At 69.3% G+C, this 23,750-nt stretch carries 25 protein-coding genes; 18 read left to right on the top strand and 7 right to left on the bottom strand.

Features of this window, described 5'->3' with window-relative positions:
* Nucleotides 1-139: 139 nt before the first annotated feature.
* From H0B43_RS10165 to H0B43_RS10155, 3 genes are all read left to right on the top strand, one after another.
* Nucleotides 140-1,159 (top strand): alpha/beta hydrolase family protein, encoded by a 1,020-nt coding sequence (locus H0B43_RS10165; protein WP_185728034.1) that lies wholly within the window; start codon nt 140-142, stop codon nt 1,157-1,159.
* Nucleotides 1,156-1,617 carry an alternative ribosome rescue aminoacyl-tRNA hydrolase ArfB gene (gene arfB / locus H0B43_RS10160; protein WP_397517476.1) on the top strand — a complete coding sequence of 154 codons (462 nt, stop codon included), beginning with the start codon at nt 1,156-1,158 and terminating at the stop codon, nt 1,615-1,617. The genes H0B43_RS10165 and arfB overlap by 4 nt, the downstream gene beginning before the upstream one ends.
* 123 nt (nt 1,618-1,740) lie before the next feature.
* Nucleotides 1,741-2,220 (top strand): sigma factor-like helix-turn-helix DNA-binding protein, encoded by a 480-nt coding sequence (locus H0B43_RS10155; protein WP_185728035.1) that lies wholly within the window; start codon nt 1,741-1,743, stop codon nt 2,218-2,220.
* Between the two features lie 7 nt (nt 2,221-2,227).
* On the opposite strand, the gene H0B43_RS10150 is transcribed toward H0B43_RS10155, so the two are convergent.
* The 3 genes from H0B43_RS10150 to H0B43_RS10140 are packed head-to-tail and all read right to left on the bottom strand — an operon-like array spanning nt 2,228 to nt 3,497.
* Nucleotides 2,228-2,578 (bottom strand): VOC family protein, encoded by a 351-nt coding sequence (locus H0B43_RS10150; RefSeq protein WP_185728036.1) that lies wholly within the window; start codon nt 2,576-2,578, stop codon nt 2,228-2,230.
* 42 nt (nt 2,579-2,620) lie between these two features.
* The gene (locus H0B43_RS10145) at nt 2,621-3,184 is read right to left on the bottom strand and encodes an SRPBCC family protein (RefSeq protein ID WP_185728037.1); all 564 of its coding nucleotides are present in this window, start codon (nt 3,182-3,184) and stop codon (nt 2,621-2,623) included.
* Between the two features lies 1 nt (nt 3,185).
* Nucleotides 3,186-3,497 (bottom strand): helix-turn-helix transcriptional regulator, encoded by a 312-nt coding sequence (locus H0B43_RS10140; RefSeq protein ID WP_185728038.1) that lies wholly within the window; start codon nt 3,495-3,497, stop codon nt 3,186-3,188.
* Between the two features lie 153 nt (nt 3,498-3,650).
* Between H0B43_RS10140 and H0B43_RS10135 the strand changes: the two genes are divergently transcribed.
* The 10 genes from H0B43_RS10135 to H0B43_RS10090 all read left to right on the top strand — a co-directional run bounded on the left by H0B43_RS10135 (nt 3,651) and on the right by H0B43_RS10090 (nt 14,710).
* Nucleotides 3,651-4,793, top strand: a complete 1,143-nt coding sequence (locus H0B43_RS10135) for an XdhC/CoxI family protein (protein ID WP_185728039.1) — start codon at nt 3,651-3,653, stop codon at nt 4,791-4,793.
* A 75-nt stretch (nt 4,794-4,868) separates the two neighbouring features.
* Entirely contained in the window at nt 4,869-5,774 is a 906-nt protein-coding gene (locus tag H0B43_RS10130) for a xanthine dehydrogenase family protein subunit M (RefSeq protein ID WP_185728040.1), read from the top strand.
* Between the two features lie 2 nt (nt 5,775-5,776).
* On the top strand, nt 5,777-6,361 hold the full coding sequence (locus H0B43_RS10125) for a (2Fe-2S)-binding protein (RefSeq protein WP_185728041.1): 585 nt from the start codon (nt 5,777-5,779) through the stop codon (nt 6,359-6,361).
* Entirely contained in the window at nt 6,358-8,760 is a 2,403-nt protein-coding gene (locus H0B43_RS10120) for an aerobic carbon-monoxide dehydrogenase large subunit (RefSeq protein WP_185728042.1), read from the top strand. The genes H0B43_RS10125 and H0B43_RS10120 overlap by 4 nt, the downstream gene beginning before the upstream one ends.
* Before the next feature lie 28 nt (nt 8,761-8,788).
* On the top strand, nt 8,789-9,697 hold the full coding sequence (locus tag H0B43_RS10115) for an XdhC family protein (RefSeq protein ID WP_185728043.1): 909 nt from the start codon (nt 8,789-8,791) through the stop codon (nt 9,695-9,697).
* Nucleotides 9,694-10,581, top strand: coding sequence for a MoxR family ATPase (locus H0B43_RS10110; protein ID WP_185728044.1), 888 nt, complete (start codon nt 9,694-9,696; stop codon nt 10,579-10,581). The genes H0B43_RS10115 and H0B43_RS10110 overlap by 4 nt, the downstream gene beginning before the upstream one ends.
* Nucleotides 10,582-10,593: 12 nt before the next feature.
* Nucleotides 10,594-11,244, top strand: a complete 651-nt coding sequence (locus H0B43_RS10105; RefSeq protein ID WP_185728045.1) for an SRPBCC family protein — start codon at nt 10,594-10,596, stop codon at nt 11,242-11,244.
* Nucleotides 11,241-12,461 (top strand): VWA domain-containing protein, encoded by a 1,221-nt coding sequence (locus H0B43_RS10100; RefSeq protein WP_185728046.1) that lies wholly within the window; start codon nt 11,241-11,243, stop codon nt 12,459-12,461. Before H0B43_RS10105 ends, H0B43_RS10100 begins: the two co-directional genes overlap by 4 nt.
* Before the next feature lie 114 nt (nt 12,462-12,575).
* Entirely contained in the window at nt 12,576-12,797 is a 222-nt protein-coding gene (locus tag H0B43_RS10095) for a hypothetical protein (RefSeq protein WP_185728047.1), read from the top strand.
* Between the two features lie 149 nt (nt 12,798-12,946).
* The gene (locus tag H0B43_RS10090; protein WP_185728048.1) at nt 12,947-14,710 is read left to right on the top strand and encodes an MOSC domain-containing protein; all 1,764 of its coding nucleotides are present in this window, start codon (nt 12,947-12,949) and stop codon (nt 14,708-14,710) included.
* An 8-nt stretch (nt 14,711-14,718) separates the two neighbouring features.
* Here H0B43_RS10090 and ligD read toward each other — a convergent pair whose 3' ends face one another.
* Both ligD and H0B43_RS10080 read right to left on the bottom strand, forming a co-directional pair.
* The gene (ligD, locus tag H0B43_RS10085; RefSeq protein WP_185728049.1) at nt 14,719-15,690 is read right to left on the bottom strand and encodes a non-homologous end-joining DNA ligase; all 972 of its coding nucleotides are present in this window, start codon (nt 15,688-15,690) and stop codon (nt 14,719-14,721) included.
* Between the two features lie 115 nt (nt 15,691-15,805).
* Nucleotides 15,806-16,240: a PAS domain-containing protein gene (locus H0B43_RS10080; RefSeq protein WP_312033839.1), complete on the bottom strand. Its 435-nt coding sequence runs from the start codon at nt 16,238-16,240 to the stop codon at nt 15,806-15,808.
* Between the two features lie 139 nt (nt 16,241-16,379).
* Here H0B43_RS10080 and H0B43_RS10075 point away from each other — a divergent pair, with 139 nt between their 5' ends.
* Nucleotides 16,380-17,285 carry a phosphatase PAP2 family protein gene (locus H0B43_RS10075; protein ID WP_312033840.1) on the top strand — a complete coding sequence of 302 codons (906 nt, stop codon included), beginning with the start codon at nt 16,380-16,382 and terminating at the stop codon, nt 17,283-17,285.
* Here the strand turns inward: H0B43_RS10075 and H0B43_RS10070 are convergent.
* Nucleotides 17,213-18,400, bottom strand: a complete 1,188-nt coding sequence (locus H0B43_RS10070) for an AbrB family transcriptional regulator (RefSeq protein ID WP_185728050.1) — start codon at nt 18,398-18,400, stop codon at nt 17,213-17,215. The genes H0B43_RS10075 and H0B43_RS10070 overlap by 73 nt on opposite strands.
* Before the next feature lie 85 nt (nt 18,401-18,485).
* Here H0B43_RS10070 and H0B43_RS10065 point away from each other — a divergent pair, with 85 nt between their 5' ends.
* From H0B43_RS10065 to H0B43_RS10050, 4 genes are all read left to right on the top strand, one after another.
* Nucleotides 18,486-19,184, top strand: coding sequence for a GntR family transcriptional regulator (locus H0B43_RS10065; protein WP_185728051.1), 699 nt, complete (start codon nt 18,486-18,488; stop codon nt 19,182-19,184).
* 108 nt (nt 19,185-19,292) lie between these two features.
* Nucleotides 19,293-20,357 carry a LacI family DNA-binding transcriptional regulator gene (locus tag H0B43_RS10060; RefSeq protein WP_252189828.1) on the top strand — a complete coding sequence of 355 codons (1,065 nt, stop codon included), beginning with the start codon at nt 19,293-19,295 and terminating at the stop codon, nt 20,355-20,357.
* A 228-nt stretch (nt 20,358-20,585) separates the two neighbouring features.
* On the top strand, nt 20,586-21,764 hold the full coding sequence (locus H0B43_RS10055; RefSeq protein ID WP_185728053.1) for a Gfo/Idh/MocA family protein: 1,179 nt from the start codon (nt 20,586-20,588) through the stop codon (nt 21,762-21,764).
* 43 nt (nt 21,765-21,807) lie between these two features.
* Entirely contained in the window at nt 21,808-22,809 is a 1,002-nt protein-coding gene (locus tag H0B43_RS10050) for a sugar phosphate isomerase/epimerase (protein WP_185728054.1), read from the top strand.
* Nucleotides 22,810-22,812: 3 nt separating this feature from the next.
* On the opposite strand, the gene H0B43_RS10045 is transcribed toward H0B43_RS10050, so the two are convergent.
* The gene (locus H0B43_RS10045; RefSeq protein WP_185728055.1) at nt 22,813-23,709 is read right to left on the bottom strand and encodes a LysR family transcriptional regulator; all 897 of its coding nucleotides are present in this window, start codon (nt 23,707-23,709) and stop codon (nt 22,813-22,815) included.
* Nucleotides 23,710-23,750: the final 41 nt, after the last annotated feature.

Genomic DNA, 23,750 nt, shown 5'->3' with positions numbered 1-23,750 from the left:
TCCTTCAATGAACTTTGGGGGGTCGGATGTTCATCGCACGGAAAGGCTCTTCCGTTACTCGGCAAGGTGGGAACTGTTAGCATGCCCCGGGACCGGGATTCGTGCGGGTGGAGGGCGGTATGCGGTCGTGAGACGACACATGTTTCGGGGGAAATTGCGCACAGCGGCAGTCGCGGCCGTCACCGTGGTGTCCCTCGGCCTCGGCGGCGCCGTCGCGACCGCCGATCCTATCGTCGACACCGGCCACGCGCTCGGTTCCGCGACGGCGCCCAACGGGTCGACGCTCGACGACGTCACCGTGATCGATCCGAGACATCTGACGCTGCACGTCTTCTCGGCGTCGATGCAGAGGGTCGTGCCGGTGCACGTCCAGCGCCCCGCCGATACGAGTGCGCCGAGGCCCACGCTGTACTTCCTCGACGGTGAGGTTCGACGGGAGAAGACCGATGTCGAAGAGTTCCTCTCGGATCAGAACGTCAACGTCGTCAGCCCTTCCGGCGGCGAGAACGCGTATTGGACGGACTGGAAGAGCCCCGATCCGGTGATGGGGGTGAACAAGTGGAAGACCTTTATGACCCAGGAACTTCCACCGGTGGTCGACGCCGCCCTCGGCACCAACGGGGTCAACGCGCTGGCCGGGATGTCGCGGGTGGGCACCGCGGCTCTGCAGCTGGCGATCGCCGCTCCCGGACTGTTCCGCGGCGTGGCCGCCTACAGCGGTTGCGCCCTGACCAGTGATCCGCTCGGTCAGCTCTTCATCAAGATCACCATGGACAACTACGGTTACGGCAGTCCCGTCAACATGTATGGCGAGCCGGACGATCCGGCGTGGGCGGCCAACGATCCCTACGTCCATGCCGACAAGTTGCGGGGAACCGAACTGTTCCTCTCCAACGGCAACGGGCTGCCGGGACGCCACGAGACCCTGGCCGGTCCCGGGATCGACGGCAACGTCGCCACGCTCGCCCGTCAGATCTACGCGGGTGGACCCATCGAAGCGGTGACCAACTACTGCACGCATCGATTCACGGATCGCCTGGGCGAATTGGGAATACCTGCAACCGAAAGTTTCCGTAACTCGGGTACACACTCGTGGGGGTACTGGCAGGACGACCTTCACGATTCCTGGCCGGTGCTCGCTAGGGCGCTGGGAGTGTGAGCGACGTTTCTCCGGTGTTTCCCGGTGGCGACGTCACCGACGACCTCGAGATCACGCGATCGCTGGTCGTTCCCGCCGCCGAGTTGCAGTGGCGGTTCTCCCGCGCCGGCGGTCCCGGCGGTCAGGGAGTCAACACCACCGACTCGCGGGTGGAGTTGCGGGTGAACCTGTGGACGTTGTCGACGCTGACGCCCGCCCAGCTCGAGCGCATGCAGATTCGGCTGGGACACAGGCTCGTTGACGGTGTGGTCAGCGTGGTCGCGTCCGAAACCCGTTCGCAACTGCGTAATCGGCGCGCGGCACGGGCCCGGATGGCAGCCCTGCTGCGGGCGGCCGTCCTGGCCGAACCCCGCACCCGGCGTCCGACCACGGCCACCAAGGGGTCGCAGCGGCGAAGACTCGAGGCCAAGAAGCGACGAGGCCAGACCAAGAACCTGCGGAAGAAGCCGGACATGTAGGGGTTTACGCGCAGGGAAATGGGGAACTTCCCTGATGTGTCGACTCCTCGTGTGTCGGAAGATGAGAACGGAAGGGCCGTGACGGGTCACCGGGTGCGGCGAGGTCGGGGGAACGAGGGTGACATGAGTGTGCTTGACGAGGAACTGCATTCGGCGGCCGCGGCCGCCGCGGCGGGGGACCGCGAGGCAGTCCGGCGAGTGATGACGACGCTGTGGCCGCAGATAGTACGTTATTGTCGGACGCGCGTGGGGATTTCCCCGCAGTCCGTCCGGCCGGCCGACGAGGTCGCGCAGGAGGCACTGCTCGCGGTGGCGCGGGAACTTCCGTCCCTCGCCCGCAGCGACCATCCCGTCCGCGAGGTGTACCGCATCGTGAGCGGGACGGTCGCACACGGACATCCCGGTTCCGGAAATTCCGACGTCCCGCCCGAAGTGGCGCGCTTGCTGCACGATCTCGACCCCACTGCCCGGGAGATCGTCCTGCTGCGCGTCATCGACGGACTTTCCGCCCACGACACCGCGGGCGTGCTCGGATTGCCGGTGAGCCGAGTACTCGTCGTGCAGCACGAGGCCCTGCGGTCGCTACGGGCGACGGCGGCCTGAGCGGACGTCAGCGTCGACCGGAGAGCACACAGAACTCGTTGCCCTCGGGATCGGCGAGTACCACCCAACTCTGCTCGCCCTGACCGACGTCCGCGCGCCGGGCGCCGAGGGCGACAAGCCGCTCGACTTCGGCGTCCTGATTCTCGGGGCGGAAGTCGAGATGGAGGCGGTTCTGGATCTGTTTCGGATCCGGCACGGCCACGAACAGAATTTCCGGGTGGCTGTCGGCCTCGGGCCGGATATGGACGTCGCCGTCGGAGTCGATCACGGCGCCCCAGCCCAGCGCGTCGGCCCACCATCGCCCCAGGGCGGTCGGATCGACGGCGTTGACCACCACGGCTTCCCACTGCAGTCCCATGGATCGACGGTACCGGGGGCCGGGCGGCCGCCGTCGGCGAATTCAGGGCAGCGTCGGATCGATCGGTTCGAGGCCGAGGCGTGCGGAGTACTGCTCGTTGAGTTCGCGCCAGCCGTGGGTCATCGCCTCGGCGCCGACGATCGGCCCGACCGGGTTGCCGTCGAGGAGGGCCTCCGCGACGTCGAGGCACAGGTGCCACCCGGCCGCCGTCATCGCCGCGGTGCGCTGGTCGTCGAGCGTGTGGCGCAACGTCAACCGGGTGCCCGAGTCGGTTCCCTCGATCCTCCACAGCAGTACGTCTTCGCCCCAGGCATGTTCGAGGACGCAGGGTGCGTCGGCGCGGGTGACGGTGCCGTCGAGTTCGGTGCGCTCGTCCCCGTCGATCATGATCAGGGTGGCGGGTCCGACCGATCCGAGGTCGCGGTCGGCGGTGTAGGGCGCCCACTGGGGGAGTTCCCCCGGATCGGTGAGTGCCGTCCACAGCGCCGAGGCGGAGTGGGTGAAGTCGCGGACGAATGTCAGGGCCCACCGGGTGCCGCCCCGGCTCACCTCGACGTGCCGTAGTGGGCCGGGACGAAAGTCGCGTCGTGCGTCCGACTCGGTCATGTCAGTTCTCCTTCGAATCGAGGTGCCGCCCCAGGGCGTCGAAGTGGTGGGTCCACAGCTGGCGGTACGGCTGCAGCCACTCGTCGAACTCGTCGAACGGTTCGCGGTGCAGGCTGTAGATGCGCTGCTGCGCGGCGGTGCGGCAGGTGACGAACCCCGCCTGCCGCAGTACCCGTAGATGTTTCGACACGGTCGGCTGCGGCAGTGCGAGGTGGTCGACGAGTTCGCCGACGCTGGCGTGGCCGGTTCGCAGCCGTTCGAGGATCCTGCGCCTCTGCGGTTCGGCGACCACGGTGAACACGTCAGGTGCCATGAAAACCGAGTATGCCTCTTCGCGTATATACGCGGCAAGGAATGTAATCCCCGGGCGGACGTCGGTGTTCCGGTCTCCCGACCAGGACCCGACGCGGCGATAGTCTTGTAGCTGAGCGTGTATCCCACGCCGGACCCGACTGGGAGGCTGCTGATGCGGGATGTCCTGGCAGACCTGATGGCCGTGTGGACCGCGGGTGGAACGGCGGGCGTCGGAACGGTGGTGCGCACGTTCCGGTCCGCGCCGCGTCCGGCCGGCGCGTCGATGGTCGTGGCACCCGACGGGACGGCGTCGGGTTCGGTGTCGGGTGGCTGCGTCGAAGGCGCGGTGTACGAACTCGCGACCGAGGTCGCGGAGTCGGGGGTCCCGGTGCTTCAGCGCTACGGCATCAGCGACGAGAACGCGTTCGAGGTGGGCCTCACGTGTGGCGGAATCATCGACATCTTCGTCGAGCCGGTGGCGCGGCACAGCTTTCCGGAACTGGCCGGGATCGTCGACGACATCGAGAATCATCTACCAGTCGCGGTGGCCACGGTGGTCGCGCATCCCGACGACTCGTGGGTGGGGCGCCGGCTGGTGGTCCGGCCCGAGGCGGTGACGGGCTCGCTCGGTTCGGAGCGCGCCGATTCCGCGATCACCGACGACGCCCGGGGGTTGCTGGCGGCGGGCGGGAGCATGGTGCTGACCTACGGCGCCGACGGTCAGCGCCGCGGCGAGGGCATGGAGGTATTCGTCGCCAGTTACGCTCCGCGGCCCCGCATGCTCGTGTTCGGGGCCATCGACTTCGCGGCCGCCGTGGCGCGGCAGGGTGCGTTCATGGGATATCGGGTCACGGTCTGCGACGCCCGTCCGGTGTTCGCGACGCACGCGCGATTTCCGACGGCCGACGAGGTGGTGGTGGATTGGCCGCACCGGTATCTCGCGGCACAGGCCGAGGCCCGGGCGATCGACGGCCGGACCGTGATCTGTGTTCTCACCCACGACCCCAAGTTCGACGTCCCCCTCCTCGAGACGGCACTGCGCATTCCCGACGTCGCGTTCATCGGCGCGATGGGGTCGCGCAGAACCGACCTGGACCGGAGGGAGCGGCTGCGCGAGGTCGGCCTGACCGACGCCGAACTCGCCCGGTTGTCGAGTCCCATCGGGTTGGACATCGGTGCACGGACTCCGGAGGAGACGGCGGTGTCCATCGCCGCCGAGATCATCGCCCGCCGATGGGGCGGCACCGGACGCCCGCTGGTGGAGGCCAGGGGCCGGATCCACCATGAGGAACCGGTCGAATCCGGCGTCGAATAGGGCGGTACACCGGGGTTGACGGACCACCGGTTCTTGCGCAGGCTGAAAGAATCCACATTTGTGAGGTAGGTCACAATGCAAGTACCAGGATCCTTCGAATACGAGCGCGCAACCGGCGTCGAGGACGCCATCGCCCTGCTGGACCGGCTGGGAGACGAAGCCCGACTCGTCGCAGGCGGCCACAGTCTGCTCCCCATGATGAAGCTTCGACTCGCGAACCCCGAATACCTCATCGACATCAACGACCTCGAGGGCGAACTCGGATACATCACCACCGGGCCGGGGACGATGCGGATCGGTGCGATGACGCGGCACCGCCGGCTCCTCGAATCGGACGAACTAGCCGCGGTGTTCCCGCTGTTTCGTGACGCGGAGAAGGTGATCGCCGACCCGGTGGTGCGCAACCGCGGGACGATCGGCGGGTCGCTGTGCCAGGCCGACCCGGCCGAGGACCTCACCACCGTCTGCGGCGTCCTCGCCGCCACGTGCGTGGTGCGCGGACCCGGGGGACGCCGCGAGATCCCGTTGGCCGAGTTCCTCGTCGGCCCGTACGAGACGGCGCTCGCGCACAACGAGATGCTCATCGAGATCGTCGTCCCGGTCCACGGCCACAGCTCCAGTGCGTACGCCAAGGTCGAACGGCGGACCGGGGATTGGGCCGTCGCCGCGGCCGGCGCCGCCGTCACGGTGGAGGGCGGGGAACTCGCCCGCGCCGCGGTCGGTCTGACCGCCGTCAACCCGGACCCGTCCGGACTCGCGGACGTCGCCGACTACCTGACCGGGCGGCCGCCCTCGGAGGAGGCCTTCACGCAGGCCGGTCGGATGGCCGCGCAGGCCTGCGAACCCGTGGGAGACGCCCGCGGCACCGCCGACTACAAACGCCATCTCGCGTCCGAACTCACCATCCGCACACTCCGCACCGCGGTCGACCGGGTGCTGCGCAGCGATGTGGAGCACGAACCGACCGGAGAAGAGGCATAGCCATGCAGGTGAACATGACCGTCAACGGTGAAGCGGTGAGCGCCGAGGTGGAGCCGCGCATGCTGCTGGTCCACTTTCTGCGCGATCAGCTGGGCCTGACCGGCACCCACTGGGGCTGCGACACCAGCAACTGCGGCACGTGCGTCGTCACCGTCGACGGCGACCCGGTGAAGTCGTGCACGATGCTCGCGGCGATGGCCGGGGGGCACGACGTCCGCACCGTCGAGGGGCTCGAACACGACGGCGAACTCGACCCCGTCCAGCAGGGCTTCATGCAGTGCCACGGACTGCAGTGCGGGTTCTGCACCCCGGGAATGATGATGACGGCCCGGGCCCTGCTCGACCGCGTCGACAGCCCGGACGAGGCCACCATCCGAGAAGCGATCTCCGGGCAGATCTGCCGGTGCACCGGGTACACCACGATCGTCCGGTCGGTCCAGTGGGCGGCGGACCACCGGCACGGCGTAGCCGCCGAACCCGAACCGGCCGGCGACTTCGACGCGGAGGTCCAGGAAGACACGACGCGGGGCGCCGAGGGTGCCCCGATGAACGTCGAGGAACACGCGACTACAGGAAGCCCGTCATGACCACCGTCGAATCGCGTCCGCCCTCGCGCGACGCCGACGTCGTAGACAACGACAAGAAGCCGTGCGGCCACGGTCGCATGCTCCGCAAGGAGGATCCCCGCTTCATCCGGGGCCTCGGAAATTACGTCGACGACATCACCCTCCCCGGCATGCTGCACCTGGCGATCCTGCGGTCGCCGGTCGCGCACGCCCGGATCGTGAGCATCGACACCAGTGCGGCGCAGGAACTCCCGAAGGTGACGGCGGTGGTGACGGGCGCCGATCTCGCCGCCAAGAACCTCGCGTGGATGCCGACCCTGTCCAACGACGTGCAGGCCGTGCTGGCCACCGACAAGGTGCGCTTCCAGGGCCAGGAGGTCGCGTTCGTCATCGCCGAGGACCGGTACTCGGCGCGGGACGCGCTGGAACTGATCGACGTCGAGTACGACATGCTCGATCCCGTCGTCGACGCGCGCGCGGCGCTCTCGCCCGACGCACCGGTGATCCGGGACGACCTCGACGGCAAGACGGACAATCACTGCTTCGACTGGGAGACGGGCGATGCCGCCGCGACCGACGCCGTGTTCGCGAAGGCGGACGTGGTGGTGAAGCAGGAGATCGTCTACCCCAGGGTGCATCCGGCGCCGATGGAGACGTGCGGCGCGATCGCGGACGTCGACCGGGTGTCGGGCAAGCTGACGTTGTACTCCACCTCCCAGGCCCCGCACGCACACCGGACGGTCTACGCCCTTGTGTCGGGGATCCCGGAGCACAAGATCCGGGTGGTGTCGCCGGACATCGGCGGGGGGTTCGGCAACAAGGTCCCGATCTACCCGGGATACGTGTGCGCGATCGTCGCGTCGCTGGTGACGGGCAAACCGGTGAAGTGGATGGAGGATCGCAGCGAGAACCTGATGAGCACCGGGTTCGCCCGCGACTACATCATGGTCGGGGAGATCGCCGCGACCGCCGAGGGGAAGATGCTCGCGATCCGCACGAAGGTGCTGGCCGATCACGGCGCGTTCAACGGGACCGCGGCGCCCGTGAAATATCCGGCGGGCTTCTTCGGGGTCTTCACCGGCAGTTACGACATCGAGGCCGCGCACTGCGCGATGACGGCGGTCTACACGAACAAGGCGCCCGGTGGCGTGGCGTACGCCTGCTCGTTCCGCATCACCGAGGCCGTGTATCTGGTCGAACGCCTCGTCGACTGCCTCGCGTTCGACCTGAAGATGGATCCGGCGGAGCTTCGGCTGAAGAATCTGCTGCGCCCCGACCAGTTCCCGTACACCAGCAAGACGGGGTGGGTGTATGACTCGGGCGACTACGAGACCACGCTGCGCAAGGCCATGGACATGATCGGCTACGAGAAGTTGCGGGAGGAACAGAAGGAACGCCGCGAACGCGGTGAGCTGATGGGCATCGGCATGTCGTTCTTCACCGAGGCCGTCGGTGCCGGGCCTCGGAAGGACATGGACATCCTGGGACTGGGCATGGCCGACGGATGCGAACTGCGGGTGCACCCGACGGGGAAGGCCGTCCTGCGGTTGTCGGTGCAGACCCAGGGGCAGGGGCACGAGACGACGTTTGCGCAGATCGTGGCGGAGGAACTCGGAATTCCGCCGGACGACATCGACGTCGTGCACGGCGACACCGACAACACGCCGTTCGGGCTCGGCACGTACGGCAGCCGGTCGACGCCGGTCTCGGGGGCGGCCGCGGCGCTGGTGGCGCGCAAGGTGCGCGACAAGGCGAAGATCATCGCGTCCGGGATGCTCGAGGCCTCGGTCGCGGATCTCGAATGGGAGAAGGGCGAATTCCATGTGAAGGGTGATCCGGCGGCGAAGGCGACCATCCAGGACATCGCGATGCGGGCACACGGCGCCGGTGATCTGCCGGAGGGCATCGAGGGCGGACTCGACGCGCAGATCTGTTACAACCCCGAGAATCTGACGTACCCGTACGGCGCGTACTTCTGTGTCGTCGACGTCGATCCCGGCACCGCCGTGGTGAAGGTGCGGAGGTTCCTCGCCGTCGACGACTGCGGCACCCGCATCAACCCGATGATCATCGAGGGACAGGTGCACGGCGGCATCGTCGACGGAATCGGGATGGCGCTGATGGAGATCATCGAATTCGACGAGGACGGCAACTGCCTCGGCGGATCGCTGATGGACTACCTGATCCCCACCGCGCTGGAGGTGCCGAAACTCGAGACGGGCTTCACCGTCACGCCGTCGCCGCATCACCCGATCGGCGCCAAGGGCATCGGCGAGTCCGCGACGGTCGGATCGCCTCCGGCCGTGGTGAACGCCGTCGTGGACGCGCTCGCCCCGTTCGGTGTGCGGCACGCCGACATGCCGCTCACCCCGTCCCGGGTGTGGGAAGCCATGCAGGGCCGCGCGACACCGCCGATCTGACTGTCGCCCCGTCGAGACAGGAGGTCCGATGGATCTGAAAGAGCGTGCGGCGCAACTGGTGCGCGACCGCAGGCCGTTCGTCCACGCGACGGTGGTGCGCGCGCAGCCGCCCACGTCCAGTCACACCGGCGACGAGGCGATCCTCCTCCAGGACGGGACCATCGAGGGGTTCGTCGGCGGTCAATGCGCACAGAACTCGGTGCGCACCGCCGCTCTCGGCGTGCTCGATTCCAACAAGAGTGTGCTGCTCCGGATCCTTCCCGACGGGGCCGTGCAGTTCCCCGAGGCGCCGGGCGCGTCCGTCGTGGTCAATCCGTGCCTGTCCGGCGGCGCCATGGAGATCTTCCTCGAGCCGCAACTGCCGCCGCCGCTGGTGCGGATCTACGGCACCACACCGATCGCGCAGGCGCTGGCCCGCATCGCGGAATTGCTGGAGTTCTCCGTCGAGCACGACGACGCCGGGCTCGAACGGTTCTCCGGCACGACCGCGGTGGTGCTGGCCGGACACGGCGGGCCCGAGGCGGAGGTCATCCGCGCGGCGCTCCACGCCGGGGTCGGCTACGTCGGGCTCGTCGCCAGCCGCAGCCGGGGTGGGGCCATCCTCGACGCCCTCGAGCTCACCGAACCCGAGCGGGCCCGGGTGCACACCCCCGTCGGCCTCGACATCGGGGCGAGGACCTCCGCGGAGATCGCGGTGTCGATCGCCGCGGAGCTGGTGCACGAACTGCGGACCGCGGGACTCCGGGCGCCCGAGCATGATTCGGCTGTCCGGGACACGGTGCGCGAGGCGATCGACCCGGTGTGCGGGATGAGCGTCGTCGTCGGCCCGGACACCGCGCACCTGCGGCGGGGCGGCGACGACTTCTGGTTCTGCGGTCCGGGTTGCCGGGCGTCGTTCGCGCGGGAGACGGGAGCGCGGGGGACGGGAGCGCAATGACGGCAGCGTTCGAGGATGTGGCGGACGTGGTCCGGCGCTTCGATGCCGAGGACTACCTCCTCGATCTCGGTACGGCGTCGGCGCTGTACCTGGCGGCGGTGCTGCGGCGTCCGCTGCTGCTCGAAGGAGAACCCGGCGTGGGCAAGACCACCGCGGCCAAGGCGCTCGCGTCCGTTCTCGGCGCACCTCTGATCCGCTTGCAGTGCTACGAGGGGCTCAGCGCGAACGAGGCCCTCTACGACTGGAACTACCAGCGCCAGCTGCTCACCATCCGGCTGGCCGAATCGCGGGGCGACGGCCTGACGGAGGACGACCTATTCGCCGAGGAATTCCTGCTCCAGCGCCCGATCCTCCACTGTGTGCGATATCGGGGACCGACGCCGCCCGTGCTGCTGATCGACGAAATAGACAGGGCCGACGACGAATTCGAGGCGCTGCTCCTCGAATTCCTCGGGGAGGCCTCGGTCACCGTTCCCGAGTTGGGGACGTTCACGGCCGAACACCACCCCGTCGTGGTGCTGACGTCCAACCGCAGCCGCGACCTCCACGACGCCCTGCGGAGGCGTTGCCTGTACCACTGGATCGACTATCCCGAACCCGCGCGGGCGGCCGCCATCGTGCGCCGCACGGTGCCCGCCGCCGCGGCGCCGCTGATCGAGCACGCCACTCGATTCGTCGGCCGTGCACGCGAACTCGATCTCGACAAGCCGCCCGGCATCGCGGAGACGATCGACTGGGTATCGGCACTCGCGGCGCTCGGCGTGGCGGACCTGGTTCGCGACAACGCGATCTCGAGCCTGAGTGCGCTCGCCAAGACCCCGGACGACCGCACGATCGTTCAGGACGCATTCGCCGAGTACGCCCACGGCCTGGCCACCGGATGAGAGGCTCCTGTCATGAAGATTGCCAACGAGTTCACCGTCAGCGCACCGATCGAACAGGCATGGGAGGTACTCAGCGATCTCGACCAGGTGGCTCCGCTGCTCCCCGGGGCGCAGATGACCGGACGGGAGGGTGACGACTATCTGGGAAAGGTGAAGGTGAAGGTCGGCCCGGTGACGAGTGAATTCAAGGGCAAGGCCACCTTCGTGGTGCGGGACCCGGAGGAACATCGCGCCGTGATCGACGCCCGCGGACGGGACTCGCGCGGATCCGGCAACGCGTCCGCGACGATCACCGCCCAGTTGCACGAGGTCGGCGACGGCACCCGTGTCACCGTCGACACCGACATGAAGATCGTCGGCAAACTCGCGCAGTTCGGCAGCGGGATGATTCAGCAGGTGTCGGAGAAACTCATGGGGCAGTTCGCGGAGTCGCTGGAAGCCAAACTCGCCGGGGGACCCGCCGACGAGCCGGCCTCGACGCCCGCCGCGGCCGACTCCGCCGGCACCGCGACGCTGTCCGTGGCCCCGCCGGCAGCGGAACCGGCTGCGCTGGACCTCCTGGCTCTCTCCGGCGCCGGGGCCTGGAAACGGTACGCCCCGATTCTCGCCGCCGTCCTCGCCGGAATCGTGGTCGTCCTGGTGCTGGGCCGCCGCAGGAGATGAGCGCGACGGGCCTCCTGCGGGGCGTCGACCTCGCGTCGTTCGCGGTGGCCCTCGTCGCCAGGCTGCGCGCTCGCGGTGTCGTGGTCTCGGCAAGTGGCCCCGCGGTGTTCGTGCAGGCGCTGCACCTGTCGCCGCCGAATTCCCGGTCGCGGTTGTACTGGTCGGCGCGGCTGACCCTCGTCAACCGCGTCGACGATCTTGCGCCGTTCGATGCGGTGTTCGCCGCCGTCTTCGACGATGCCCTCCTGTCGCTGGACCCGGTCGCGCGGCGCCACGCCACCCAGGGACGGGAGCCCGCGCTGGCCGGCGTCCGCGACGGACGCGACCGACCCGGTGCGGCGGAGGACGCCGACGGGGTGCCGTGGATGACACGTCCGATGATGACGGGCGGTGACGACAGCGGCGAGGACGACCTCCGGGACGCCCTGACGGCCGTGCCGGACACCCTGCCCAGCCGGCTCGTGGCCCGCGCCGACGAACCCTTCGCCCGGTTCGATGCCGCCGACCTCCGGCTTCTCGGATCCTGGCTGGAGCAGGCCACCGCGAACTGGCCGTCCCGCCGCACCCGGCGCCGCGAAGTGCATCGCCGCGGCCGTCGTATCGATCTGCGGGCCACGATGAACCGGTCGCGGGCCACGGGCTGGGAGTCGGTGGTCCTGGCCAGGACCCGCGCCCGTCACCGCCCCCGGCGCATCGTGATGCTGTGCGACGTGAGCCGGTCGATGCAGCCGTACGCCGCGATCTACCTCCACCTCATGCGCGCGGCGGTGCAACGGCAGACCGCGGGCAGGCCGGAGGTTTTCGCCTTCTCCACGTCGCTGACGAGACTTACTCCCGTGCTGGCCCACCGCAGCGCCGAGACCGCGATCCGTAAGGCGAACGAGAAGGTGGTCGACAGATTCGGCGGCACCCACATCGCGGGCAGCCTGAGTGAACTGCTCGCGTCCCCGCACGGCAACGCACTGCGCGGCGCCCTCGTCCTCGTCGCCTCCGACGGCTGGGACAGCGACGGTCCGGCACAACTCACACATGCCCTCAGCCGGGTACGGCGCCGCGCCCACCGCGTGGTGTGGCTCAACCCCCGCGCCGGTGATCCCGGCTTCCGGCCGCTCGCCGGATCGATGGCGGCCGCACTGCCCTTCTGCGATGCGTTCCTCCCCGCACATTCGCTGTCGGCGCTGCGCGACGTGCTCGACGTGATCGGCCGGATGGGGTGAGCCCGCGGGGTGATGCAAATCCACCCCGAGGGTACCTGCCCGCGGCGTCGCCCCTCCCGCACACTCGAGAAGGCGGTGCAGCACACCGCAGTTCAGCTCACAGGAGGAAGCCTTATGTCGAGTACCAGAAAGCCGGCCAGAGTCGCCGCGGCGATCGGAGCGCTGCTGGCAGCGCTCTCGATCTCGCTGGTGGGCACGGCCGAGATCGCCGGCGCCAGGCCGTGTCAGAACGACTGTCACGCGCCCGTTCCCAAACCGACGGTCGACGGCTGCCAGCTCTGCAACCCCAACCCTCCCCCGCCCCCGCCTCCGCCACCCCCGCCGCCGTCCCGGTAGGGAGCATCCCGGCATGAGACACGCGCCCCGGCCGCACGGCCCGGGCGCGTGTCTCGTCGTGGGCGAGCCGTCGTTGCCCCGCGGCGCGAGATGACAGATGATCGACCAGGGTCGATCGGGAATGCTGCCAACCAAGCGAGGCGAGAACCGTGGCTACGCTCAGTTCACTGAATGTCGGGATGCCCCGGGATGTGTCCTGGCGCGGGCGGACGGTACACACGGGTGTCTGGAAGTGGCCCGTCGACGGCCCGCGCACGGTCCGGAGGCTCAACATCGACGGCGACGGCCAGGGCGACCTGGGCGGCCACGGTGGGGAGAACCGTGCCGTGCTGGTTTACCAGACCGAGTCCTACCGCCACTGGAGTGAGCACCTGCGCCGCAGCGATCTCGCCCCCGGACACTTCGGCGAGAACTTCACCGTCGACGGCCTGCCCGACGACGAGGTCTGCATCGGCGATCGCTACCGCATCGGAACCGCGGTCTTCGAGGTCACCCAGCCGCGGGTGACGTGCTACCGGGTGGGTATGCGGATGAACGAACCGCAGATGGCGGCGCTGCTCGTGTCCCACCGGCGGCCCGGCTTCTACCTCCGGGTGATCGAGGAGGGACAGGTCGAGGCCGGGCAGGACGTCGTCAAGATCGCGTCCGGTCCGGAAGCGGTGACCGTCGCCGACATCGATGCGCTGCTGTATCTGCCCGGCCATCCCCGCGACGCGCTCGAACGTGCCCTGCGCATCCCGGCGCTGAGCCCCGGGTGGCGGGGGTCGTTGCAGAGCTTGCTGGACCAGGCCGACACGGGCACAGGCGGAAACACCGGACTGTCGAGAACGGCAGGCAGCCCGCCACCGGCATGGCCCGGATTCCGGCCGCTGACCGTCACCGGGAGGCACCCGGAGAGCCGCGACGTGCTCTCGTTCACCCTGGCGGCCACGGACGGGACGGACCTGCCGTCCTGGTGCGCGGGTCAGTCGGTGACGCTCCGCGTGCACCCCGCGGACGGCACCGCGCTGGTCCGGAGCTACTCGCTGTCCAATCGTCCCGGCGCCGCCGAATACCGGATCAGTGTGAAACGGGAACCACACGGCGCGGCAGGCCGATTCCTCCATTCCCGCGTCCACGAGGGCGACACCCTCGAGGTATCAGCACCCCGCGGAACGTTCTTCCTCGACGGCGGTACGAGTCCGGTGGTGCTCGTCTCCGCGGGCGTCGGCGTCACACCCGTCCTCTCCATGTTGTACGCACTGGCAGAACAGGATTCGGCCCGGCCCGTGTGGTGGGTCCACGGTGCCCGCAACGGATCCGAGCACGCCTTCGCCGACGAGACCAGGGACCTTCTGGGTCGGCTGCCGGGCAGCGGCGCGCACATCGCGTACAGCCGACCCGACGACACCGACCGGCGGGGCGTCGACTACGCCACCGCCGGGCGGCTGTCCGCGGAACTGATCGGCGGCCTCGGTCTGCCTCACGACGCGGAGGCGTATCTCTGCGGGCCCGCATCGTTCATGGCCGACCTCGGCTCCGCGCTGGCCGAGCACGGACTCGACCCGGCGCGGATCCACGTCGAAACGTTCGGTGCGGAGGGTTCTCTGAATCCCGGTGTGGTTCCGTCCGATTCCGCTGCGCCGGTGCCGCACCCGCCGCCCGGACGTCCGGGAAGCGGACCGGTGGTCTCGTTCGCGCGCAGCGGGCTCACCGTGCCGTGGGATCCGGGGCGCGGGACGCTGCTCGAATTCGCCGAGGCCTGCGACGTTCCGACGCGCTGGTCGTGCCGCACCGGCGTCTGCCACAGCTGCGAAACGGTCCTGCTGTCCGGATCCGTCGACTACGACCCGGAACCCGTCGAACGACCCGCGGAAGGAAACACCCTCCTCTGCTGCTCGCGCCCGGCGGACGCCGTCGTCCTGGACCTGTAGCGAGTCGCCTACTCGTCCGCGCCACCGGGATCCGACGTGCCGGCCGCCTCGTCGCGGTCGGCCCATTCCAGCAGCGGCTCGAGCGAGAAGACGGCGTCGTCGATTCCGGCGTGCAGGTCGCCGAGCGCCGCGAACCGAGCCGGGACGGTGGCGATGGTGAACTCGCGCGGATCGACGTCGTCGATCTCGTCCCAGGTCACCGGTGTCGACACCGTGGCGTCGGGCACGCCCCGCACCGAGTACGCGCTGGCGATGGTGTGGTCGCGGGCGTTCTGGTTGTAGTCGACGAACAGTTTGCGCGGATCCCGGTCCTTGCGCCACCACGTGGTGGTCACGTCTTGCGGCGACCTGCGCTCGACCTCGCGGGCGAAGGCCAGCGCGGCCCGCCGGACGTCGCCGAATCCCCAGTCCGGCCGGATCCGGACGTACACGTGCAGGCCGCTTCCGCCCGAGGTCTTCGGCCACCCCGTGGCACCCAGTTCGTCGAGCACCTCGTGCACCACCCCGGCGACGCGCCGCACCGTGTCGAATCCGCAGTCGGGCATCGGGTCGAGATCGATCCGCCACTCGTCGGGGCGCTCGACGTCGGCGCGGCGCGAGTTCCACGGGTGGAACTCGACCGTGGACATCTGCACCGCCCAGATCACGTCCGCCGGGTGCGTCACGCACAATTCGTCGGCGTGGCGGTTGTATCGGGGGAACGTCACCCGCACCGTCTGCACCCAGTCGGGGGCGCCGTGCGGCAGCCGCTTCTGATGGACCTTCTCGCCGCTCAACCCGTCCGGGAACCGGTGCATCATGCAGGGGCGCTCGCGCAACGCGCGGACGATCCCGTCCCCGACGCTCAGGTAATAGTTCGCGAGGTCGAGTTTCGTGGCGCCGGTGGCCGGGAAGTACACGCGTTCCGGGTGCGAGATCCGCACGGTCCGGTCGCCGACCTCCAGTTCGACAGCGGGAGCCTTGCTCTTGCCGGTCGCCATGCAGCCAACCTAACCCGCCGTCGATCCGGGCCGCGCTGTTTGCCCGCGGTTTCGCCCGATTCCCGCGCAATCGCGCCGGAAATCTCGCCACTGTCCGTGCGTCTGCGGCGGCCGGTCAGAAGCCCGGCGCGCGGCCACCGTTCCACAACTGTTCGGTGACGTCGTGGAAGCAGACGAGGGTCACCGGATCGTCCTGCCGGCGCAGGATCGGGCGGCTGATGAGGGCGCGCACCCGGGATCCGTCCTGGTGGGCGAGGTCCACGGGTGTGGTCGCGCTCTCGCGGAGGTGTTCCACGGCGTCGGCACCCGTCGTCGTCTCGTCCAGATCCAGCAGCTCCGACACCGGGCGTCCGCGCAGGGACGCCAGCGGATGGCCCAGCATCTCCTCGAACGCGCCGTTCGCGTGGACGACGGTGCCGTCGTCCTCCACCGCCAGAACGGGAACCGGCAGGCGTTCGAGCAGGACGAGGGCAGGTAGCTGCTCGAGGTAGCCCAACGGGGTCCCCGGGGTGGGGCGGCGTCTCTCCTCGTACTCTGCCTGTGCGCTCACGGTCCTATCCTCTCACCGATTCCGACCGTTCGTCCCGGTTGTCGCCACAGTCGGGGATTCGGCGGTCCGCACACGCTGCCGCGCAAGGCCGACGGTCTTCTCAGCGTCGCCACAGCGACGGGCGCCGACACTGCCAGGTGTGAGAGAAGTAGCAACACAGCTAGTCCAGGCCGGCGGGGCGGCCACGTCCGTGCATGCCCGGTTGATCGCCGTCGGCCGCGATGCCGTGGCGGAGGTGCGGGAGGGAGACGGCGCCACCGTCGCGCTGATTCTTCTCGTCTCGTGCGTCGCGCTGTTCTTCGTCGCGTCACTGTGGCTCGGAGCCGCTCGGGACGGCCGATCGGCGGGGGTGCTGCGGGGACTGCGCGTCGCGGCGTCGGCAGGCGCCTTCGGCGCGCTCGCCTACCAGGTGAGGATTTCGGGCCGGGTCACCGCAGCCGACGACCCGGTGCTGAGCTGGCTGGCCGACCACCGTTCGGCGTGGCTGACCGGACCGGCGATCGCGGTCACCGACGCCGGCGGCCCGGTCGGCACCCTCGTCCTCGCGGTTGTCGCCGGCGCGGTCCTGTCCCGGCGCGCGCACTCGCTGATGCCCGCGATCATCCTGATCGGGACAGTCGGTGCGGCGGCCGCGGCGTCCACCGTCACCAAGTCGCTGGTCGGGCGGCAGCGTCCGCCCGTGGCGACGCAGGTTCTGCTCGAGACTGATCACTCCTTTCCGTCCGGGCACGTCACGGGTGCGATGGCGCTCTTCGGCATGACCGCGGTCATGCTCGGATTCGGCCTGCCGGCGCCGCGGCGGTGGGCGTTGTTCCTCCTCGCCGGTGGTCTGACCGTGCTGGTGGCCGCAACGCGCCTCTATCTCGGCGAGCACTGGCTCACGGACGTCGTCGGCGGGGTCGTGCTCGGCGGCACCGCGGTTCTCGCCGGATCCGTGGTCTACGCCTCGTGGGCGGCGGGTCTCGGCTGGGGTCAGCGCGATCGGGGTGAGTGGGACGAGCCGGGCTCGGCGGTGTCGCCCGATCGGACGGTCGGCGTCTCGTAGGCCTGGCGCCGACGGCGAGAACTGAAGTGCGCGAAGACCTTCGCCATGATCGGTGTGGTGACGAGCATGATCACCAGGCGCAGCACCTGGGCGGCCGCGACGAACGTGACGTTCGACGACGTGGAGGCCGACACGGCCAGTACTGCCGCGAGGCCGCCGGGGGTCGTGGCGAGGTAGGCCTCGAGGAGACTCGCGCCGGTGAGGTGGGCGAGCAGGATGCCCAGACCCGCGCAGGCCGCCCCGACCAGCAGGGTGAGCGCGGCCGCATATGGGAGGATTCTCCCGATCGCGCGCAGGCTCGCCCGGTCGAAGGCGAGTCCGGCCTGCCAGCCGATGAGTATCAGTGCGGCGGTCATCAGCATCGGCGGGATCGTGACCGCGTCGCTCCATCCGCCGAGTTCGAACCCCGCGCTCACGGCCAGCGGTCCCAGGGTGGCGGGTGCGGGCAGTCGCACGAGTGACGCCACCGCCGTCCCGCCGACGATGAACAGGGCCAGGAACGCCGCCGCGACATACCATTCGGATCCGCCGCCGGCGTCGGGAACAGTGTCGGCGCCGGTGTCCGCGCGGAAGCCGAACGTCACGATCATCGGCATCGTCAGCACGACGAGCGCCACCCGGAGATACTGCACCACCGCGACGACCCGGTCGTCGCCGCCGAGTTCGCGCGCCATCGCGACGAGTCCGGTGGCACCGCCCGCCGTCATGGAGAGGGATCCGGTGACGGCGTCCACGTCTCGGTGCAGTGCGAGGAGGGCGCCGGCCGCCACGCTGATCGCCAGTGTCGCGGCCGCGATCGAGACCACCGGCACCCACAGCGAGCCCAGTGCGGCGATCGTCTCGCGGTGCACCATCAGTCCCACGGCGCTGGCCAGCACTCCCTGCGCGAGCTTTCCCAGCGGACGGGGCACGCGGGACGGTCCCCATCCGGTGACGGCGAGCGTCGCCGCGACGATCAGAGCCGAGAAGAGTCCCGCCGCCGTGAGGCCGATGCTCTCGCCGACGGCCCATCCTCCGAGGGAGAGCAGGATCAGTGCCATCCAGCGCAGTCCGCGCCGCCGAAACCCGAAGGCGCGCGTCTGCGTGGACTGGTCGGGGGAGCGCAGATCATTCACGAGTGGACGCCTTCCCGGGGCCGGCCGAATGGTGTACTTGAAGGTATACCGTAACAGATACCAACTCGGACGTTACGATGTATGCATGGCGGCGGGGAACAAGGGTGACCAGGTATACGAACAGCTCAGGCAGGACATCCTGAACGGGGTGCTGTCGCCGGGGCAGTCGTTGAGTGCGATCGACGTGGGCACGCGGTTCTCCGCGTCGCGCACCCCGGTCCGGCAGGCCTTCCTGCGACTCGAGGGGGAGGGGCTGGTCACGCTCATCGATCGGCAGGGCGCCCGGGTCTCGCCCATCTCGATCAAGAGTGTTCGCGATCTGTTCGAACTACGTATCCTGCTCGAGTCGGCGGCGACGCGGATGGTCGCCGAGGCTGTCGCGCAGGACGCTGCGGTCAGGGGGCAGTTCGAGGACGTCACCGCCGGATTCGAGACGATCGCCGAGGAAGAACCGTCCGAAGCGCGCCGCGACCGGTTCTACGCACTCGCGGAACGCTACGACCAGGCCGTCATCACGCACACCCGGAACGCACAACTCGCCCGCTCCATCGCGGACCTGCGCCCCCACACCGAGCGGCTGCGCAACATCGCCCACTCCCGGCCCGACCGCATGGACGTCTCGTTGTCCGAGCACCTGTCGATCTGCCGTGCAATCCTCGCCGGCGACGGGGCCGCAGCCGCCGAGGCCTGCACCGAACACCTGGCCCAGACGCAGAAGACGATCCTCGACGCCGTCATCAACCCGCAGGGATCGGCCCTCGCCATCGACCTGGTCACCGCGTAGTCGGGACCGCGATCGCGGCACCGTCGACGAGGTAGCCCGGTCTAGTTTCTCGGTCTCCGTCGGATACTGTGGATGTGCCTCGTGCTCGGCGAGCGGAAGGGTCTGCAGATGCGAAGCGACGACGATGCCCGGAGTGGCGGTCCCGCGCCGACCCCGAAGCAGACCGTCACCATGCAGGACATCGCCGACCGGGTCGGAGTCTCGAAGGCCTTGGTGTCCATGGTATTTCGGCGTGTGACCGGCCCGAGCGCGGAGACGCGGAAACGCGTTCTCGAAGTCGCGGACGAGCTGGGTTACCGACCGAACCGCACGGCCGCGCTGATGTCGCTGCGGCGCACGCACCTCGTCGGCGTGATGGCCGACATCCGCAACAGCTTCCACGCCGAAATGGTCGAGTACCTGGTCGCCGCCGCCGACGAGCACGGGTACGAGGTGGTGCTGGGTGCAGTCACGCCGACGCACGGGGAGCAGAAGGTCGTCGAGACGCTGCTCGACTTCCGGTGCGAGGCGCTGATCCTCCTCGGCGCCGAACTCGGGACCGTGGTGCTGGACGCGCTCGCCGAGCGGGTTCCGGTGGTCGTGGTGGGCCGGCGTGTCGGCGGCAAAGTCGATACCGTGCGGACCGCCGACGGCAAGGGCATCGGCACCGTCGTCGATCATGTCGTGGAACTCGGGCATCGCCGGATCGTCCACCTCAGCGGTGGCGAGGGCACGATCGCGGCCGACCGGCGATCCGGGTACACGCGGGCGATGCGGCGGCACGGTCTCGACGCCGACGTCGTGGACGGCGATTTCACCGACAGTGCGGGAACCGATGCGGCGCAGGCCCTCCTGGCGCGGCCGCAGCTGCCGACGGCGGTGATCGCCGCCAACGACCGCAGTGCGATCGGGCTCATCAGCGAATTGCGGCGGGTGGGACTGCGGATTCCCGAGGACGTCTCGGTCGCCGGATACGACGACAGCACCTTGGCACAACTCGCGCACCTCGATCTGACCTCGGTCAATCAGCAACCCCGGGAACAGGCCGCGAAGGCGGTCGACGCGGTCATCGAGCGCCTCGATCAGGGGCGGACCGTGCCTGCGGCGATCGTCCTGAGGCCCCGGCTCGTGGTGCGCCGCACCACCGGTCCCGTCTCCGCGTCGGTGGAGGGCCCCCGGTCCGGCGTGTCCTGATCGCCGACGTCACCTGAATTCGCAACGCCCGCAGGGGCGTTGGTTCGCCGCGCCCGGCACTGGTCCGGTCTTCCGCGCCCGCCCGCTGTCGAGGGCTTGACACCGCTGCGTGACTCAGCTCATAGTAGTCGTACTAGACCGGTCAAATAGACCGAACTAGCCGGAGCCCTACGGCAGCATCTCCGACTCGTCCGACCCGCAGGATCCCCACATCGAAAGGCTTCACTCATGACCTCCAACTCGATCGGTGTCGCCGTCATCGGCGGCGGCATGGCCGGACGAGCGCACGCCGCCGGATATCGCATGGCGCCGACCCTGTTCGGCACCGACCGTCCCGACGTGCGGTTGGTTGCCATCGCCGACACCAACGAGGCCGTTGCCGACGACACCGCCAAGCGGTACGGCTACGAGCGGGCCGAATACAGCTGGCAGGCGATCGCGGAATCGCCCGACATCGACGCGGTCAGCGTCGTCGTCGCCAACCAGTTGCACCGGGAGATCGTCGAAGGACTGCTCGCCGCCGGTAAGCACGTGCTGTGCGAGAAGCCCCTGGCCGGCTCGATCGCGGACGCCGAATCCATGGTCGCGGCCGCCGCAGACGCCGACACCATCGCGACGGTCGGGTACACCTACCGCCGGTCACCCGCGATCCAGGCCATCCGCGACGAACTCGCGACGGGCCGCCTCGGCGACATCGTCCACTTCAACGGGCACTACTGGTGCGACTACGGCCTCGATCCGTCGTCGCCGATCACGTGGCGGTACCGCGGCGGTCCCGGCACCGGCGCTCTCGCGGACGTCGGCAGCCACCTGCTCGACATGGCCGAGTTCGTGTGCGGCCCCATCGTCGAGATCAGCGGCGCGACCTTCGCCACGGTGATCGCGGAGCGTCCCGTCCCGGCCGGCGTCACGTACGGTCACACCAAGGCCGAGACCACCGGTGAGATGGCACCCGTGGAGAACGAGGACCTCGCCACGTTCACCGCACGCTTCCAGAACGGCGCGGTCGGCACCTTCTCCGCTTCCCGTGTCGCGCACCAGCTTCCGGACGGGCTCGGATTCGAGCTGTTCGGGACGGCCGGTTCGGCCGCATTCGACCTGGCTCGCGCCGCGGAGTTCTCGGTGTCCAGCGACGGCCTCGACTCCACCGTCAACGGGCAGCGGCGGGTGATCATCGGACCGCAGCACCCGTACATCCAGGGTGGGTTGCCGATGGACGCAGGCGGCGTCGGTCACGGCAAGGCCGAGTTCTTCGCCTACCAGGCCCGCGCCTTCCTCGACCAGATCGCCGGCATCGACAACCTGGGCCCCCTGCCGACCTTCGCGCACGCCCTGCGCGGCATGCAGATCGTCACCGCCGTCGCGGAGTCCGCTCGCTCGAACGGTGCAGCCGTCAAGATCGGCTGACCCACCTCACCTCGCCCGACCCCTCACATCTCAAGGACCGCTCATGAAACTCGGTGTGTACACCGCCATCCTGCACGACCGCTCCCTCCGGGAGGCGCTGGAGACCATCGCCTCGCTCGGACTCGACGGCGCGGAAATCAACGCCGGCGGCTTCATCGGCACCCCGCACCTTCCCGTGAAGGAACTTCTCTCCGGCGAGGTCTCGCCGCAGGAGTACCTGAAGGTGTTCGACGAGACCGGTGTGTCGATCGCCGGTCTCAACTGCAACGGCAACCCGCTGCACGCCGACCCCGAGGTCGGCCCCGAGGACGCCGAGGATCTGCGCAACGCGATCCGGGTCGCCGGACTGCTCGGCGTCGACCGGGTGGTCGCCATGTCCGGGCTGCCCGCCGCGCATCCCGGCGGTCAGTGGCCGGCGTGGCATGTGAACACCTGGGACAGTGGCTATCTCGATTCACTCGACTACCAGTGGGATGAGGTCGCGGTGCCGTTCTGGAAGGAGATCGACGCGCTCGCCCGCGAGAACGGCGTGAAGGTCGCGATCGAGATGCACCCGCAGAACCTCGTCTTCAACCCGCCGACCCTGAAGCGTCTGGTGGAGAAGACCGGCGCGACGAACGTCGGCGCGGAGATGGACCCGTCGCACCTGTTCTGGCAGGGCATCGACCCGGTTGCCGCGATCGAGTGGCTCGGCGACCTCGTCTTCCATGCCGCCGCGAAAGACACCCGGATCAACGACAACTGCTCGATCTACGGAGTTCTCGACGACCGGTTCACCCGCATCCCCGCCGACCAGAATCCCACCGGGCTCGGCGGCAGGCACGTGGTCAACAAGTGGCCCGAGGACTCGGCGTGGGACTTCGTCGCCGTCGGACGCGGACACGACGTCGACTTCTGGTCCCGCTTCCTCGCGGCCCTGCGAAAGGTCGACCCCGCCATGGCCGTCAACATCGAGCACGAGGACGTCGAACTGGGTCAGCTGGAGGGGCTGCAGGTCGCGGCGAAGACACTGCGGGACGCCGTGTCCGCGGTAGCAGCGCGATAGTGATCACGTCGCGGGAGGGATGTCCCGGCGCCCTGCGGTCAATCGGTCCAGGACCAGCCGCAGCGGAGCCCAGGTCGACCTCCCGCGGCGGGTCACGGCGTATGCCGTCAGCACGACCTTCGGGTCGGCGAGCGGGAGGACCGTGACTTCGCTCCGGGTGGGACGGTCGGCGGGGAGCAGGCCCACCCCGTAGCCGGCGGTGATGAGGTCCTCGACGAGATCGAGGCTGTCGATCTGGTGGGCGATCCGCGGAGTGAAACCGGCGAGGGAGGCCAGGGTGCGGACGGCGTCCTCGTCGGCGGTGTTGCGGGAGTTCACGATCCACGTCGAGTTCGCATAAGCCGCGACGTCGGCCGGGGTGTCGTCGGCGGCGGGCGCGGGGACGCCGAGCCCCCACGGCGTCGACCACAGCGGGACGGCCTCGAGCGCGGCGCCGGGTGACGCCGGCGCCAGGTTGTAGTCGTAGGTCAGGGCGAGGTCGAGTTCGTCGTCGGCGAGCAAGGCGAAGGCCTCGACGGGTTCGTATTCGCTGATCACCACGTCCACCCGTGCGTGCGTGCGGGCCAGTTCGGCCACGACCGGCAGCAGCGACACGCGGATGCCGGTCGCGAAACCCCCGACGCGCAGGGTGCCCGCGGGTTCCGCGTGGGGATCGAGGTCCAGTCTTGCGGCGTCGACGGCCGCCAGGATCGTGACGGCGTGGTCGGCCAACCGGCGTCCGGCCGGGGTCAGCCGCACCCGTCGGCCCACCGGTTCGACGAGTTGCGCACCCGTTTCCTTCGCCAGGGCGGCGATCTGCTGGGACACCGTGGAGGTGGTCAGCCGGTGGGTTTCCGCGACTTCCCGCATGGAGCCGAGTCGTGACAGTTCGAGCAGGAGATGCAGGCGTCGGGTGTCCATCGTGTCATTGTCCGTGATATCTGAACGGTGTGTCCATGAAA

This window comes from Rhodococcus sp. 4CII, assembly GCF_014256275.1.
GTDB classification, from domain to species: domain Bacteria; phylum Actinomycetota; class Actinomycetes; order Mycobacteriales; family Mycobacteriaceae; genus Rhodococcus_F; species Rhodococcus_F wratislaviensis_A.
The sequence above is the reverse complement of the archived record's forward strand: the minus strand, read 5'-3'. Positions and strand labels throughout refer to the sequence as shown.